General features: G+C 69.9%; 13 protein-coding genes. 4 read left to right on the forward strand and 9 right to left on the reverse strand.

Annotated elements, in window-relative coordinates:
* Positions 1-42 precede the first annotated feature (42 nt).
* The 7 genes from ABD05_RS27400 to cobA form a co-directional block, all read right to left on the reverse strand.
* The gene (locus ABD05_RS27400; RefSeq protein ID WP_047903099.1) at positions 43-741 is read right to left on the reverse strand and encodes a fumarylacetoacetate hydrolase family protein; all 699 of its coding nucleotides are present in this window, start codon (positions 739-741) and stop codon (positions 43-45) included.
* Positions 742-867: 126 nt separating this feature from the next.
* Positions 868-1,809, reverse strand: coding sequence for a helix-turn-helix transcriptional regulator (locus ABD05_RS27405; protein ID WP_047903100.1), 942 nt, complete (start codon positions 1,807-1,809; stop codon positions 868-870).
* A 90-nt stretch (positions 1,810-1,899) separates the two neighbouring features.
* Positions 1,900-2,682 carry a YkgJ family cysteine cluster protein gene (locus tag ABD05_RS27410; RefSeq protein ID WP_047903101.1) on the reverse strand — a complete coding sequence of 261 codons (783 nt, stop codon included), beginning with the start codon at positions 2,680-2,682 and terminating at the stop codon, positions 1,900-1,902.
* Between the two features lie 61 nt (positions 2,683-2,743).
* Positions 2,744-3,343, reverse strand: a complete 600-nt coding sequence (locus ABD05_RS27415) for a uracil-DNA glycosylase family protein (protein ID WP_047903102.1) — start codon at positions 3,341-3,343, stop codon at positions 2,744-2,746.
* Positions 3,344-3,455: 112 nt separating this feature from the next.
* Positions 3,456-4,508 carry a CmpA/NrtA family ABC transporter substrate-binding protein gene (locus ABD05_RS27420; protein ID WP_047903844.1) on the reverse strand — a complete coding sequence of 351 codons (1,053 nt, stop codon included), beginning with the start codon at positions 4,506-4,508 and terminating at the stop codon, positions 3,456-3,458.
* A 5-nt stretch (positions 4,509-4,513) separates the two neighbouring features.
* Positions 4,514-5,107: an ANTAR domain-containing response regulator gene (locus ABD05_RS27425; RefSeq protein ID WP_047903103.1), complete on the reverse strand. Its 594-nt coding sequence runs from the start codon at positions 5,105-5,107 to the stop codon at positions 4,514-4,516.
* Positions 5,108-5,272: 165 nt separating this feature from the next.
* Complete coding sequence (gene cobA, locus ABD05_RS27430) at positions 5,273-6,034, reverse strand: uroporphyrinogen-III C-methyltransferase (protein ID WP_047903845.1); 762 nt, start codon at positions 6,032-6,034, stop codon at positions 5,273-5,275.
* A gap of 641 nt (positions 6,035-6,675) precedes the next feature.
* Here cobA and ABD05_RS27435 point away from each other — a divergent pair.
* From ABD05_RS27435 to ABD05_RS27450, 4 genes are read left to right on the forward strand one after another with little or no spacing between them, the layout of a single operon-like run.
* A complete protein-coding gene (locus ABD05_RS27435) occupies positions 6,676-8,004 on the forward strand; it encodes an MFS transporter (protein ID WP_047903104.1) in 1,329 nt (442 codons plus the stop codon).
* Between the two features lie 21 nt (positions 8,005-8,025).
* Positions 8,026-10,617 (forward strand): nitrite reductase large subunit NirB, encoded by a 2,592-nt coding sequence (nirB, locus tag ABD05_RS27440; RefSeq protein WP_047903105.1) that lies wholly within the window; start codon positions 8,026-8,028, stop codon positions 10,615-10,617.
* A gap of 38 nt (positions 10,618-10,655) precedes the next feature.
* The gene (gene nirD, locus ABD05_RS27445) at positions 10,656-11,000 is read left to right on the forward strand and encodes a nitrite reductase small subunit NirD (protein WP_047903106.1); all 345 of its coding nucleotides are present in this window, start codon (positions 10,656-10,658) and stop codon (positions 10,998-11,000) included.
* Positions 11,001-11,016: 16 nt separating this feature from the next.
* On the forward strand, positions 11,017-15,204 hold the full coding sequence (locus ABD05_RS27450; RefSeq protein WP_047903107.1) for a bifunctional nitrate reductase/sulfite reductase flavoprotein subunit alpha: 4,188 nt from the start codon (positions 11,017-11,019) through the stop codon (positions 15,202-15,204).
* Positions 15,205-15,339: 135 nt separating this feature from the next.
* Here ABD05_RS27450 and ABD05_RS27455 read toward each other — a convergent pair whose 3' ends face one another.
* Complete coding sequence (locus ABD05_RS27455; protein ID WP_047903108.1) at positions 15,340-16,116, reverse strand: SDR family oxidoreductase; 777 nt, start codon at positions 16,114-16,116, stop codon at positions 15,340-15,342.
* Positions 16,117-16,120: 4 nt separating this feature from the next.
* Positions 16,121-16,558: a GlcG/HbpS family heme-binding protein gene (locus ABD05_RS27460; RefSeq protein WP_047903109.1), complete on the reverse strand. Its 438-nt coding sequence runs from the start codon at positions 16,556-16,558 to the stop codon at positions 16,121-16,123.
* Between the last annotated feature and the right edge of the window lie 48 nt (positions 16,559-16,606).

Genomic DNA, 16,606 nt, shown 5'->3' on the forward strand with positions numbered 1-16,606 from the left:
GGCGGGCGCCGGATCCGCCCGCGTGCGCGCCCCTTCGATTCGTTACGGCTTCGCGCCCACGACGAACTCGAACGTCGCGACGCCGTCGACGCCGCCCGTCACGCGGTCGCCCGGCTGCAGCGCGCCGACGCCGGCCGGCGTGCCGGTGAAGATCAGGTCGCCGGCCTTCAGCTCGACCGAGCGCGACACGTAGGCGATGACGTCGGGCACGGCCCAGATCATGTCGGCCAGATCGCCTTGCTGGCGCGTTTCGCCGTTGACCGCGAGCCAGATGCGGCCGGCTGCCGGGTGGCCGGTGGCCGTCGCCGCGCGCAGCGCGGTCACGGGGCCCGACGCGTCGAAACCCTTCGCCCAGTCCCACGGACGGCTCAGCTTCTTCGCTTCGGCCTGCAGGTCGCGGCGCGTGAGGTCGACGCCGACGCCGTAGCCCCACACGTGCGACAGCGCGTCGGCCGGGTCGATCGACCGGCCGCTCTTGCCGATCGCGACGACCAGTTCGATTTCGTGATGGAGATCGCTCGTCAGCGGCGGATACGGGACAGTGCCGCTTGCCGGGACGATCGCGTCGGCCGGCTTCGTGAAGAAGAACGGCGGTTCGCGGTCGGGATCGGCGCCCATTTCGCGGGCGTGGTCGGCGTAGTTGCGGCCGACGCAGAATACGCGGCGCACCGGAAAGCGCGCGGACGACTGTTCGACTTCGACGGAAGGACGCTCGGCAGCGTCGATGACATAAGCGGACATCGGATGGCCTCGTTCGGTAGGTAGACGGATGCCGGTGCCTGTACGGCGCACGGGCCGGCATGCGTGCAACGATACCGGACACGCGGGCGGCCGGATGCGACGCAAATGCGTTTTACCGGGACAAAACTACGCGTCGGCGGTTGCGGATGCGTCGTCGCCGTCCGGTAACGCGGCGTTCGCGTCGCGGTACGCCTTCGGCGACACGCCGACCCGCGCGCGGAAGCGTCGCGCGAAATACCCTTCGTCGCGAAAGCCGACCGAGCGCGCGATGTCCGCGATGCGCCGGCTCGTGTGGGCCAGCAGCGATTGCGCGAGCGCGATCCGGCGCTCGGTCACGAGATCGGTGAACGTGCTGCCGGTTTCCTTGCGGACCAGGTGCGCGAGGTAGTTCGGCGACAGGAACGCGGCCTCGGCGGTCGCGGCGAGCGTCAGGTCCTCGCGGGTCAGGTTCGCGCGCACGTGGCGCAGCACGCGCGCGAGCGCGTCGCGCCGGCCCGCGCGCTGGGCGCCGCGCTGCGCGAGCTTGTCGAGCGCGCCCGCGTACTGCGTGCAGACGAGCCCGATCAGTTGCAGCAGGTAGCCGCGCAGCAGCGTGGTCGAGCCGAAGGTGCGCACGCGATCGGTGTCGAGCATGCACAGCGCGAGGCGGCGCGCTTCGTCGTACGTGTCGCCGGTCAGGATGAAGTCGAGATGCTCCTGGAAGCGGAACGGCGTGAGTTCGGGAAAGCGGTGCGCGGGCACGTCCTCGAGGTCGAGCGGATCGACGTCGAGATCGGCGCGCAGGAACGCCTGGCTGAAGTTGATCACGATGAAGTGCGCGCCTTCCGGATGCGGGATCAGGTGCTCGCGGTGCGGCAGCACGAACGCGAGCGCGCCGCGCGGAAACGGCCGCGTGACGCCGCCGATCCGCTGCTCGGTGTCGCCGCCGAGGTTGAACTGGATCTGGAAATACGCGTGCCGGTGCGGCTCGGTGATCGCCTGGCGCGACGCCTGGTCGCGGATGTAGAAATCGAGCCGGTCGCTGCGTTCGGGCATCCCGTACAGGCGCGGCGGGGCGGTGGAGGGCATGAAGGATTCTGCGGTTCGTGACGCGGTAGAGCCGCGATGGTACAGCGAACCGGGCGCGGTCGGGATGGGCGGGGCCGCGCCCGGTGGCGATCAGGCGTCCGGATGGAAGCCGAGATAGCGGGCGTGCGGGCCCGCCATGCTACCGGCAAGCCGGCTCGTCGCGTCGACCGACGCGAGCGCATCCGTCGTCGCCGTGCGGTTCGACACCAGCGTCCATGCGATGGCGTCATCGGCGGCCACCATCGGCGTCGCGAGCAGATCCGTCAGCGCGGCGAGCAGCGCGGGCGGCGCATGAATCACGAACCCTTCATTGGCCACGGCCGCCGTGTCGATTCCCAGCACCGCGCTCAGCCGTGCGCGCAGCGGCGTCTCGGCTTCGCTCGCCGCTCGCGAGCGCACGATGCTCTCGCGCGTGTCCGCGTCGACGATCGTGCCGCCGCGGATGAGCGGCGTCTGCTGCCACGCGTCGGACGGGCATGCCTTGCCGCCGGGCGTCAGCGGCACGAACGGATTGATCTCGGCCGGGTAGATCCGGCACACGAGCGGGCGTTCGTCGTAGATCCCGCAGCGCAGGTCGTCGCCCAGGTTCGGGCAGGGCCCTGCATGGGCGGCGGTGAGCACCACCGTGATGCGCACGGGCAGCGAGCCGCTGAGCGCGGGTGTCGAACGGGCGCGCTTGTATGCGGCGAACGCGTTGTCGGGCTCGGGTTCGACGAGCCATGGCATCGCGTCGCACAGCAGCTCCACGTGACCGCCGCGCCGCAGCCACGCGATCGCCTCGCCGATCGTCAGTGGAATGCGCAGGTCGCGGCAGCATCCGCCGCAGCCGGTGCAGGCGAAGTCGATGTCGGGTGCGGTGGCGGTATCGTTCATTGGGCGTGTATCGGGGTATCGGGCGTGTCGCGCAGCATCGCGACACCGCCGGCGGTTTGGTTCATCGGTCGAGCAGCGGCGCCAACCGGCGGCGCAGCTCGGGCACCACGTCGGCGTCGAACCACGGATGGTGCTTGAACCACGCCTGGTTGCGCGGCGACGGATGCGGCAGCGGCAGCACGTTTGGGCCGTAGTCACGCCATGCGTGCACGGTGTCGGTCAGCGTCGCCTTGCGCGTGTCGCGCAGGAAATGCCGCTGCGCATACTGGCCGATCAGCAGCGTCAGCCGGATCGACGGCAACTCGGCGACCAGCCGGTCGATCCACAGTTGCGCGCATTCGGGGCGCGGCGGGTTGTCGCCGCTCGCGCCGCGGCCCGGGTAGCAGAAGCCCATCGGCACGATCGCGAAGCGGGTCTCGTCGTAGAAGGTATCGGCATCGACATCGAGCCAGCCGCGCAGCCGCTTGCCGCTCGCGTCGTCCCACGGGATGCCGCTCGCATGGACGCGCGCGCCCGGCGCTTGCCCGACGATCAGGATCCGCGCGTTGCGATGCGCGCGCACGACCGGCCGCGGGCCGAGCGGCAGCTCGGCTTCGCATGCACGGCACGCGCGGATTTCGGTGAGCAGCACGTCGAGCGGCGTGCGCGTTCGTTTCGGCATCGATTCGGATCGGGGACGGAGTGGCAAGACGGTGTCGTCCGGGCGGCGCATGCCGGAAACCGCCGGGGGCCCGGATCGGCGTGGCGCGACCCTGGAGCGCGCGCCGACTGCATCACGCCTGCGACGGGCCCGCCGCGCCGCCTTCGGCGACCGCAGCATCATACAACGCGGTTTGCGCGATCGCCGCGGCGATCCCCGCGTCGTCGAGCGGGCCGTCGAGCATGCCCCAGCGCCGGTATTGGGCCAGGAACCACCGGCCGTCGAGCGGATCGGGCCGGTTCACCGCGCCGGCGTCGTGGAAGCGGATCGGCAGCGGCGGCTCGGCGAACGGCCCCGCGCCGTAGTCGCCGAGCAGGCGCGGCGCGATCAGCCGGGCCGGCACGCCGAGCGCGTCGGGCGACGCAAGCCAGTCGGCCGCCTCGCGGCGGTGCGCGGCGCTGTCGAGCCACGCGCATGCATCGACGAGCGTGCGGATCAGCGCGCGTGCGGTGGCCGGATACAACGAGACGAAGTCGCGCCGGGCCGCGAGCACCTTCTCCGGATGATCGGGCCAGATCTCGCTCGTGACCGCGACGGTCCGGCCCGCGCCGCAGGCCTCGGCCACCGCATGCCACGGTTCGCCCGCGCAGAAGCCGTCGAGTTCGCCGCTCGCCAGCGCGGCAACCATCTCGGGCGGCGGGATCACGACGCTGCGCACGTCGCGCAGCGGATCGACGCCGTGCGACGCGAGCCAGTGGTTCAGCCACATCGCATGCGTGCCGGTCGGGAACGTCTGCGCGAGCAGCGGCTTGCGGCCGAGCGTCGCGAGCGCCGCGCGCACGTCGCCGTTTCCGCGACAGGCGTCGGCGAGGCCGCGCGAAAACGTGATCGCCTGGCCGTTGCGGTTCAGCACCATCAGCGCGGCCATGTCGGCCTGCGGGCCGCCGATGCCGAGCTGCAGCCCGCAGACGAGCCCGTACAGCGCGTGCGCGGCATCGAGCTCGCCGCTCAGCAGCTTGTCGCGCACGGCGGCCCACGACGGCTGGCGGTTCAGTTCGAGCGTCAGGCCGTGCGGCGCGCCGAGGTTCAGGTGCTGCGCGACGATCAGCGGAGCGGCGTCGCTCAGCGCGACGAACCCGAGGCGAAGATGCGCGCGTTCCGGCGCGGCGGGAGGGGAAGTGTTCATGGCATTCATTGAGGTGACGCGTCGAGCAGTTGCCGCGCGACGTCGACGATGCGCAGGCCCTGATCCATCGCGCGCTTGCGCAGCGCTGCATACGCATCGTGCTCGGACAGCCTGCGTTGGTCCATCAGCACGCGTTTCGCGCGATCGATCAGCTTGCGCTCCGCGAGTTCGCGCTCGACGTCGGCGAGCCGGCGGCGCAGCGCATCGTCGTGCGAGAAGCGCGCGAGCGCGACTTCGAGAATCGGCGCGAGTCGCTCGGCCGACAACCCCTCGACGAGATAGGCGCTGACGCCCGCGCCGACCGCCGCGCGGATCAGCGCCTGGTCGCCGTCGTGGCTGAACATCAGCACGGGGCGCGGCGCGGTCGCGTTCATGACCGCGAGCTGCTCGAGCGTGTCGCGCGACGGCGAATCGGTATCGATGATCACGACGTCGGGGCGTTGCTCCTCGACGGCCGCCGGCAGGCGCGCGGGCGTCGCGACGTCGTTCAGCATTTCGTAGCCGAGGCGCGCGAGCGCGTCGCCGAGTTCGCCGATCGGCTTGTCGGTGTCGGTGACGAGCAGCACGCGCAGGCGGGCGGACAGGGCGGACGAACTCATGAGGCAAGCGGGAGCGGCAGAAGGCCGGCGCGACGCGCGAACGGCGTGTGACGGCCGAGTCGAGATGGGGGCCGGATACCGCGCGTGCGCGACCGGCGACCGGTGCGAACGCGGTCAATGGATTCGGAAGAGGCAGGCGGCCGGCGCCGCGTGATGCAGCGCATGTTATGCGGCCCGGACCAGCGCCGCGTCGTGCGCGGCATCGTCATGCTGCACGGCCGCTTCGCCGATCGCGCCGCCGACGAGGATCACGGCCGGGCTGCCGAGCCGCGCTTCGTCGATGCCGCGCGCGAGCGTGCCGAGCGTGCCGGTCCAGCGGCGCTCGTCGGGCGTGCCGGCCCATTGCACGGCCGCTGCCGGCGTCGACGCCGGCAGCGCGGCGAGCAGGCCCGCCGCAATGCTGTCGACGCGGCTCATCCCCATATAGATCGCGAGCGTGGTGCCGGTTGCCGCGAGTCGCGACCAGTCGGGTTCGCCGTGGTCCTGCCGGTGCGCGGTGACGAACGTGACGCCCTGGCAGTGCTCGCGGTGCGTGAGCGAGATGCCGAGGCTCGCGGCGGCCGCGAATCCCGACGAGATGCCGTTGACGATCTCCACGGGAATCGCGGCGGCGCGCAGCGTCGCGAGTTCTTCGCCGGCGCGCCCGAACAGCAGTGCGTCGCCGCCTTTCACGCGTACCACGTGCGCGCCGCGCTGCGCGTAGCGGCGCATCAGCCGCTCGATGAACGCCTGCGGCGTGGAGCGGCAGCCGCCGCGCTTGCCGACGCGGATCACACGCGCCTGCGGCGCGAGTTCGACGATGCCGGGCGCGACGAGATCGTCGAGCAGCAGCACGTCGGCGGCGGCCAGCGCCTTCACGGCCTTCAGCGTAAGGAGATCGGGATCGCCGGGGCCGGCGCCCAGCAGCGTGACTTTGCCAGTCGTCATGTCGTGTTCCATTGCCGCGTGCGTGCGGCCGTCGATAGCGCGTTTCTGCGCGGCGGCGGCGGGCGGTCGAAACAGTCCGACATCCGGCCGTGCCGCGCACGGGAGGGACGCCGTTGTCCTGAGGGGCCCGTCGCGATCGACGGGCATGGTTTGCGGGGACTGCCCACCGGCGCCGTTGCCGGTGTGATGCACGAGGTTCAGCAATATCCGGGCCAACCGGTGCAAGGCGCGGCGGGAGCGGGGCCTGATGGCCGCGCGCACGAACGCGGGCGCAGCGCGCGGAGAGACGCAATGCCGCATCGGCGTGCATCGTGCCCCGTCAGTACGCACCGCGATGTCGCACGGCGACAGTGCTGCAGCGCACCACAACTGTGCCTCGCTGCATCGCGGCGCATCGCGCGCCGTGTGCCGGAGCGCGGCGCACGCTGGCCGGCGAGCCTTGCGCGGCGGGGTTGCCGGCGCGATTCGGGCCGACATGGCACGGCGTTTGCGTAAGCTGGTTCGGACGCGTCAATGGCGATTCGTCCGCAGTACCGATTACAGACGCGCCCGGCAACGGGCTTCATGGGCAACGGCGTCCTACGCATCAGGTCTCGACTAGACCGGGTGCGCAGGACGCCGTTTTTCGTTTGGCGGATGACATGACCGACAAAGCTACCCGTATCGATCTCTTCAGCCTCCGCACCGCGCCGATGCGCGCGTTCCACCTGACGTGGATGGCGTTTTTCGTGTGCTTCTTCGCGTGGTTCGCATGCGCGCCGCTGATGCCGCTCATCGCACGCGAATTTCATCTGACGGCGGCACAGGTCGCCAACATCAACATCGCCGCGGTGGCCGCGACGATCGCCGTGCGGCTGCTCGTCGGCCCCTTGTGCGACCGCTTCGGCCCGCGCCGCGTGTATGCCGCCCTGCTGCTGTTCGGCGCGATCCCCGTGTTCGCCGTGTCGTTCACGCACGACTACCTGTCGTTCCTGATCTGCCGGCTCGGTATCGGCGCGATCGGCGCGGGCTTCGTGATCACGCAGTACCACACGTCGGTGATGTTCGCGCCGAACGTGGTCGGCACCGCGAATGCGACGACGGCCGGCTGGGGCAATGCGGGCGCGGGCGCCACGCAGGCGCTGATGCCGCTGCTCGTCGCCGCCGGCCTGATGCTCGGCTTCGGCGAAGATTCGTCGTGGCGCGTCGCGCTGGTCGTGCCGGGCGTCGCGATGCTCGTGATGGCGTGGGCGTACTGGCGCTTCACGCAGGATTGCCCGCAAGGCGACTTCGTCGCGCTGCGCAAGGAAGGCGTGACGGTCGACAGCGGCAAGAAAGGCGGCTGGGCGAGCTTCGTCGCCGCATGCGGCAACTATCGCGTGTGGATGCTGTTCGTCACGTACGGCGCGTGCTTCGGCGTCGAGGTGTTCATCCACAACATCGCCGCGCTGTACTACGTCGATCACTTTAGCCTGTCGCTGAAGGATGCCGGCCTCGCGGCCGGCATGTTCGGGCTGCTCGCGCTGTTCGCCCGCGCGCTCGGCGGCTGGCTGTCCGACAAGATCGCCGCGCGCCGCAGCCTCGACGTGCGTGCTGCGCTGCTGTGCGCGCTGATCGTCGGCGAAGGGCTCGGGCTGATCTGGTTCTCGCATGCGCAAAGCGTCGGCATCGCGCTCGTCGCGATGCTGACCTTCGGCCTGTTCACGCACATGGCCTGCGGCGCGACCTACGCGCTGGTGCCGTTCATCGACCGCAAGGCGCTCGGCGGCGTCGCGGGGATCGTCGGCGCAGGCGGCAACGTCGGCGCGGTCGCCGCGGCCTTCCTGCTGAAGGGTGTCGGCGACGTGCAGCACACGCTGAGCCTGCTCGGCCTCGCCGTCACGGCGACCGCGCTGTGCGCGATGGCCGTGCGCTTCAGCGACGAACACAAGGCTCGCGAGGCCGAGCTGCGCGACCGCGCGCTGGCCGCCGCCGCGAACGCCGCCAACTGATCGAGCGAAGGAAACGTCATCATGAAACTCATCGTCATCGGTCACGGGATGGTCGGCCACAAGCTGCTCGAATGCGTCGCGGCGGAAGCGGGCGCGTCGGCGGCGCTGCAGGTCACCGTGCTCGGCGAGGAACCGCGTCCGGCCTACGATCGCGTGCACCTGTCCGAATTCTTCGCGGGCAAGTCGGCGGACGACCTGTCGCTCGTCGAACCCGGTTTCTTCGAGCGTCATCCGCAAATCGACCTGCGCCTGAACGCGCGCGTCGCATCGATCGACCGCGCCGCGCATACGGTCACGCTCGCGTCGGGCGAAACGCTCGCGTACGACAAGCTGGTGCTCGCGACGGGCTCGCGCCCGTTCGTGCCGCCGATGCCGGGGCACGATCGCGCCGGCTGCTTCGTGTACCGGACGATCGAGGATCTCGAAGCGATGCAGGCGTGCGGCACGCACGCGAAGCGCGGCGTCGTGGTCGGCGGCGGGCTGCTCGGCCTCGAATGCGCGAAGGCGCTGCGCGACATGGGGCTCGACACGCACGTCGTCGAATTCGCGCCGCGCCTGATGGCCGTGCAGGTCGACGACGGCGGCGGCCGGATGCTGCGCGCGAAGATCGAGGCGCTCGGCGTGACCGTGCATACGGGCAAGAACACGCTCGAGATCGTCGACGGCGAAGAGGGCACGCACCGGATGGCGTTCGCTGACGGCACGCATCTCGATGCCGACATGATCGTGTTCTCGGCCGGCATCCGCGCACGCGATGAACTGGCGCGTGCATGCGGGCTCGACATCGGCCCGCGCGGCGGCGTCGCGATCGACGACGCATGCCGCACGAGCGATGCCGACATCTATGCGATCGGCGAATGCGCGGCATGGAACGGCATGGTGTACGGCCTCGTCGCACCCGGCTACGACATGGCGCGCGTGGTCGCGAAGCAGCTCGGCGGCGACACGAACGAGGCGGTCGCGTTCGCCGGTGCCGACATGAGCACGAAGCTGAAGCTGATGGGCGTCGACGTCGCGAGCATCGGCGACGCGCACGGCACGACGGCCGGCAGCCGCACCTACCAGTACGCGGACGAACGCCGCCAGGTCTACAAGAAGCTCGTGGTGTCCGACTGCGGCAAATTCCTGCACGGCGCGGTGATGGTCGGCGACGCAGCCGAATACGGCACGCTGCTGCAGATGATGCTGAACCGCATCGAGTTGCCCGAGTCGCCCGAATTCCTGATCCTGCCGTCGTCGGACGGTGTCGCGAAGCCGGCGATCGGCGTCGACGCGCTGCCGGACGGCGCACAGATCTGCTCGTGCAACAACGTGTCGAAGTCGCAGATCTGCACGGCGGTCGCCGACGGTGCGACCAGCCTCGGCGCGCTGAAATCGTGCACGGGCGCCGGCACGTCGTGCGGCGGCTGCGTGCCGCTCGTCACGCAGATCATGAAGGCCGAGATGAAGAAGCAGGGCCTCGCGGTCAACAACCATCTGTGCGAGCACTTCCCGCATTCGCGCCAGGAGCTGTTCCACCTGATCCGCGTCGAGCGCATCACGACGTTCGACGAACTGCTCGCGAAGCACGGCCACGGTCTCGGCTGCGACGTGTGCAAGCCGGCCGTCGCGGGCATCCTCGCATCGTGCTTCAACGAGTTCGTGCTGAAGAAGGAGCATGCGGGGCTGCAGGATTCGAACGACTACTACCTCGCGAACATCCAGCGCGACGGCACATACTCGGTCGTGCCGCGCATGCCGGGCGGCGAGGTCACGCCGGAAGGCCTGATCGCGGTCGGCCAGGTCGCGCAGAAGTACGGGCTCTACACGAAGATCACCGGCGGCCAGCGTGTCGACCTGTTCGGCGCGCGCGTCGAGCAGCTGCCGTCGATCTGGGAGGAACTGATCGCGGCCGGCTTCGAATCGGGGCATGCGTACGGCAAGGCGCTGCGTACCGTGAAGTCGTGCGTCGGCTCGACGTGGTGCCGCTACGGCGTCGACGATTCGGTCGGTCTCGCGATCGACTTCGAGAACCGCTACAAGGGCTTGCGCGCGCCGCACAAGATCAAGTTCGGCGTGTCGGGCTGCACGCGCGAGTGCGCGGAAGCGCAGGGCAAGGACGTCGGGATCATCGCGACCGAGAAGGGCTGGAACCTGTACGTGTGCGGCAACGGCGGGATGAAGCCGCGCCACGCGGAACTGCTCGCGTCCGACCTCGATCGCGACACGCTGGTCCGCTACATCGACCGCTTCCTGATGTTCTATGTGCGCACGGCCGACCGCCTGCAACGCACGAGCGTATGGCGCGACAACCTCGAAGGCGGCCTCGACTACCTGATCGACGTCGTGGTGCACGACAAGCTCGGGCTCGCGGCCGAACTCGAAGCCGACATGCAGCACGTGGTCGACACCTACGAGTGCGAATGGAAGAAGGCCGTCACCGATCCCGAGACGCGCAAGCGCTTCCGCCACTTCGTGAACAGCGACGCGCCGGACGCGAACATCGAATTCGTCGAGACGCGCGGCCAGATTCGCCCCGCGACGCCCGACGAGCGCGTGCGCGGCAAGCCCGTGACGATTCCCGTCGTTGTCGAAGGCGCGACGCAGGCCGTGACCGAATCCGCAACCGTTTGACCCTGACCGACACCAGCGTCTTTTCCAAGGAGCCCATCATGAACGATCGCCTTCCGCTGTCCTGGACCCGCGTGTGCCCGCTCGACGACATCGTGCCGAACACCGGCGTGTGCGCGCTCGTCAACGGCGAGCAGGTCGCGGTATTTCACGTCGCGCATGCCGACGGCGGCGTGTTCGCGATCGACAACGTCGATCCCGTATCGCAGGCGGCCGTGATGTCGCGCGGGCTGATCGGCAGCCTCGGCGAGCGCGTCGTCGTCGCGTCGCCGCTGTACAAGCAGCATTTCGACCTGCGTACCGGCGAATGCCTCGAAGCGCCCGAGCAGTCGGTGAGCGCGTATCCGTCGCGGGTCGAGGACGGCTTCGTGTGGATCGCGGCCTGACCGCCCCGGAGCGCGCATGACCGCCACCCCCGTCAAGAGCGTGTGCCCGTACTGCGGCGTCGGCTGCGGGATGGTGCTGCACGTCGAGGATGGCGAAGTCGTCAAGGTGTCCGGCGACTCCGACCATCCGACCAACTTCGGGCGGCTGTGCACGAAGGGTTCGTCGGCGCACGTCGCGCTGCGCCGCTCGGGGCGGCTCGACCGCGCGTTCGTGCGCCGCGCGCGCGAGGACGATCTCGTGCCGCTGCCGGCGCGCGACGCGATCGCCGAGACCGCGCGCCGCCTGCGCGCGGTGCTCGATGCGCACGGGCCCGACGCGCTGTCGTTCTACGTGTCGGGGCAGATGTCGATCGAGGCGCAATACCTCGTCAACAAGCTCGCGAAGGGCTTCGTCGGCACCAACAACATCGAGTCGAACTCGCGCCTCTGCATGGCGAGCGCGAGCACCGGCTACAAGCAGTCGCTCGGCGCGGACGGCCCGCCCGGGTCGTACCAGGACTTCGATCGCGCGAACCTGTTCTTCGTGATCGGCGCGAACATGGCCGACTGCCATCCGATCCTGTTCCTGCGGATGATGGATCGCGTGAAGGCCGGCGCGAAGCTGATCGTCGTCGATCCGCGCCGTACCGGCACGGCCGACAAGGCCGACCTGTTCCTGCAGATCCGGCCCGGCACCGATCTCGCGCTGACGAACGGGCTGCTGCATCTGTTGCACGCGAACGGCCGCACCGACGGCGCGTTCATCGACGCTTACACCGAAGGCTGGGACGCAATGCCCGCGTTCCTCGCCGACTACACGCCCGAGCGCGTTGCGGAAATCACCGGGCTCGCGGAAGCCGACCTGCGCACGGCCGCGCAATGGATCGGCGATGCGCAGGAGTGGATGAGCTGCTGGACGATGGGGCTCAACCAGAGCACGCACGGCGTGTGGAACACCAACGCGATCTGCAACCTGCATCTCGCGACCGGCCGCATCTGCCGCCCCGGCAGCGGGCCGTTCTCGCTGACCGGCCAGCCGAACGCGATGGGCGGTCGCGAGATGGGCTACATGGGCCCCGGGCTGCCGGGCCAGCGCTCGGTGCTGTCCGACGACGACCGGCGCTTCGTCGAGAACCTGTGGCGCGTGCCGGCCGGCACGCTGCGCAAGGAAACCGGCCAGGGCACCGTCGACCTGTTCTCGCGGATGGCGGCCGGCGACATCAAGGCGTGCTGGATCGTCTGCACGAATCCGGTCGCGACCGTGCCGAACCGGCAGAACGTGATCGCCGGGTTGCAGACGGCGGAGCTCGTGATCGCGCAGGACGCGTTTCTCGACACCGAGACCAACCGCTACGCGGACATCCTGCTGCCGGGCGCGCTGTGGGCCGAGGGCGACGGCGTGATGGTCAACTCCGAGCGCAACATGACGCTGATGCACGCGGCGGTCGCACCGCCCGGCGACGCGCTGCCCGACTGGCGCATCGTCGCGGAAGTCGCGCGCGCGATGGGCTTCGGCGATGCGTTCGACTATGCGTCGGCGGCCGACGTGTTCGACGAGATCGTCCGCTTCTCGAATCCGGCGACGGGCTACGACCTGCGCGGTGCGAGCCATGCGGCGCTGCGCGACGGCCCGGTGCAGTGGCCGGTCGCACCGGGCGCCGCGCGCGAGCGGCACCCGATCCGCTACCTGAACGACGGCGTGAGCCAGACGCTGCGCACGGCGGCCGACGGGAGTGATGCGCCGCGCATTGCGTTCCCGACGCCGTCGGGCAAGGCGTGCTTCTTCGCACGGCCGCACGTCGATCCGGCCGAGCTGCCCGACGACACGTTCCCGATCGTGCTGAACACCGGGCGGCTGCAGCATCAATGGCACACGATGACGAAGACGGGCAAGGTCGCGATGCTGAACAAGCTGAACCCGCGCCCGTTCGTCGAGCTGCACCCGGACGATGCGAGCGCACTCGGCATCGCCGCGAAGGACAGCGTCGAGATCCGCTCGGCGCGCGGCCGCGCGGTGCTGCCGGCCGTCGTGACCGAGCGCGTGCAGCGCGGCAACTGCTTCGCGCCGATGCACTGGAACGACGTGTACGGCGACGACCTGTGCATCAACGCGGTGACGAACGATGCGATCGATGCCGAATCTCAGCAGCCCGAACTGAAATACTGCGCGGTCGCGCTGCGGCGCGTCGACACGGATGCGTTCGCGTCCGCCGACGACGAGACGGCGCAACCCGATGCGCGCGCCGACGACGCGCGGCCCGCTCCGGCGATGGCACAGGCCACTGCTTCACAGGAATCCGACATGGCAGACATCGACACTTTCGCGGCCGCGCTCGGCTTGACCGACCTCGCGCCGCCGCCGCTGACCGACACCGAACGGCTGTACGTGGCCGGCCTCGTCAGCGGGCTGAAGGCGAGCGCCGGCCGGCGCGAGGGCAGCGTGCCGGTGCTGCCGGCCGGCGCGCCGCTCACGCCGCCGGTGCGGTTCTGGCTCGACGGGATGCTCGCGGGCCTGTTCAGCCGTTCGTTGCCTGCGAGTTCGCAGGTTGCCGCTGCACCGGCATTGCCGGCCGATGCCGCCGCGCCGGGCGGCGTGCGAATCGTTCGCACGCGCCCGAAGGTTGTGCTGCTGTGGGCATCGCAGACCGGCAACATCGAATCGCTGACCGAGGATTACGCGACGAAGCTGATGAACGCGGGCTTCGAGATTCGCACCGCGTGCATGTCCGACTATCCGGTCGCGTCGCTCGCTGGCGCGCAATACGTGCTGCTGATGACGAGCACGTTCGGCGACGGCGATGCGCCCGACAACGGCAGCGAGTTCTGGGACGCGCTGCAGGCCGGCAGCGCCGCGCGCCTCGACGGCGTGCATTTCGCGGTGCTCGCGTTCGGCGATCGCAACTACGACCAGTTCTGCGGCCACGGCCGCCGGCTCGATGCGCGGCTCGCGGAACTCGGCGCGGCACGCCTGTGCGCGCGCGTCGATTGCGACGTCGAATTCCAGAACGATGCCGACCAGTGGCTCGAACGTGTCGTCGCGCGGATCAAGGAGGCCGATGCCGCACTGCACGCGGTGCCGTCCGGCGGGATGAGCCCGTCGGGGCTGCTGCCGTCGAAGGCGCATCCGGCGCCGTCGAAGCTCGTCGCGAACCTGCGGCTCAATCGCCCGGGCGCCGCGAAGGACACGCGCTACGTGTCGCTGTCGACCGAAGGTGCGAACCTCGAATACGAAACCGGCGATGCGCTCGGCGTATGGCCGACCAACTGCCCGGAGCTGGTCGACGAGTTGCTGTCCGTCACCGCGCTGAAGGCCGACGCGCCGGTGTCGATCGCAGGCGTCGGCGACGTGCGTCTCGGCGATGCGCTCGCGCGCCACTTCGACATCACGCGCCCGCATCCGGACACGCTTGCCTTCATCGCGTCGCGCAGCGCGAACGGCGCGCTGAAGTCACTGCTCGGCGACGACCGCAAGGGTGACCTGAAGCAATGGTTGTGGGGGCAACAGCTTGCGGACGTGCTGCACGAGTTCCCGGTCGACATGTCGGGCACGGAGCTGGTCGGGATGCTGAAGCGGCTGCAGCCGCGCCTTTATTCGATCGCGTCGAGCCCGAGCGCGCACCAGGGCGAGATCCACCTTACCGTGTCGGCCGTGCGTTATCACAATGGCCGGCGCGCGCGCAAAGGCGTCGCGTCGACGTTCCTCGCCGATCGCGCGGACGACGGCCGCGTGCCCGTATTCGTGCAGAAGTCCGCGCATTTTCGGCCGCCGGTGAACGGCGACGTGCCGATCGTGATGGTCGGCCCCGGCACCGGCGTCGCACCGTTTCGCGGTTTCCTGCACGAGCGGCAGGCGCGCGGCGCGCGTGGGCGCAACTGGCTGTTCTTCGGCGAGCAGCACGCGCAGACCGATTTCTACTACGGCGACGAGCTGGGCGCGATGCACGACAGCGGCTTCCTGACGCGGCTCGACCTTGCGTTCTCGCGTGACCAGGCCGACAAGATCTACGTGCAGGACCGGATGCGCGAGCAGGGCGCCGAGCTGTTCGCGTGGCTGGAGGAAGGCGCGCACTTCTACGTGTGCGGCGACGCGTCGCGGATGGCGAAGGACGTCGATACGGCGCTGAAGGCGGTCGTCGCCGAGCATGGCGGCATGTCGGACGACGATGCGAACGACTATGTCGCGCGGCTTGCGAAGGCGCGGCGCTATATGCGGGACGTGTATTGAACGCAGGCGGAGCGGCTTGACGCAGCTCCGCCGGATTGGTGGCTGGTACCGTGGCCGGCAAGCCGGCGGTCCGGGCTGCCGACATGGCCGTCGACGGCTGCTGCGGTGTGACCCGCTTGCTGCCGCCGGCTTACGTCACTGCTGCCGATCCCACGCGCGCGCCTGTTCGGCACGCACGAACGCTTCCGACGACTGCGGCAGCAGGTTGCGGAATGCGCCGCCGTCGCTTTCGATCACGTCGACCATCTTCGCGATCATTTCTTCCGGATCGTGCTGTTCGAGCGGGAACGTCAGCCGTTCGGGCGTCACCGTGTGGACGGCAGGATCGCGCCAGCGTCGCGGCGTTTCCATCATCCGGTCGTTGAAGCCGGTGCTGTACGGGCCGGGGTTCACGACCGCGACGCGGATGCCGTGCGGCGCCAGTTCTGCGTGCATCGCCTCGGCGATCGATTCGACCGCGTGCTTCGACGCGCAATAGGCGCCCGTGAACGGCCCCGTGATCAGGCCCGCGATCGACGACACGAATACGATCTTGCCGTGCCGGCGCGCGAGCATGCCGCGCGCGATGTGCTGCGTCAGTTCGAGCGGCCCGAACACGTTGACGTCGAACAGTTCGCGGACGATTTCGACCGGCAGGTCGACGAGCGCGCCGGCTTCGCCGACGCCCGCGTTGTTCACGAGTACGTCGAAATCGAGATCGGCCGCGCGGGCGCGGTCGTGGGCCGACGTGATGTCGAGCTTGACGGCGCGCAGCGCGGTGCCGCGTTGCGCGGCAGCGGCCGTCAGGTCGTCGATCTCGGCCGTGACGCGCACGCCGGCCGTCACGTCGTGACCGCGTTCGGCGAGCCGCAGCGCAACTTCGCGGCCGAAGCCGGTGCCTGCGCCGGTGATGAGGATGCGTTTCTGAGCCATGTGCCTACCTTGTGGAGTGGAGGGTTGCCTGAAAGCGGTCGCGGCAGTGCCGGGCGATCGCGGTGTCTTCGTCGACGCTGCCGCCCGAGACGCCGATGGCGCCGACGCAGCGGCCGCTGTCGTCGACGAGCGGTTCGCCGCCGCCGAACGTGACGAGCCCGCCGTGACTGTGTTCGATGCCGCGCAGCGGGCCGTCGCCCGACATCGCGCCGAGCGCGCCGGTCGATGCGCGGAAGCGGACCGCCGTTTGCGCCTTGCGCTGCGCGAGATCGATCGCGCCGAGAAAACAGTCGTCGGTGCGCACGAACGCGAGCAGGTTCGCGCCGGCATCGACGATTGCGATGGCGACGCCGGCGACCTGCAGCGACTCGGCATGCGCGAGTGCTGCATCGATCGTGCGGCGGGCGGCTGCGAGCGGCAGCGCGGCGGTGAGCGGGTCCATGCGAGGCTCCGGTGGGACGACAGGGCCAGTGTAGGCAGTTGCGGTATA

It is taken from the genome of Burkholderia pyrrocinia, from assembly GCF_001028665.1.
In the GTDB taxonomy this organism is placed as follows: Bacteria; Pseudomonadota; Gammaproteobacteria; order Burkholderiales; family Burkholderiaceae; genus Burkholderia; species Burkholderia pyrrocinia.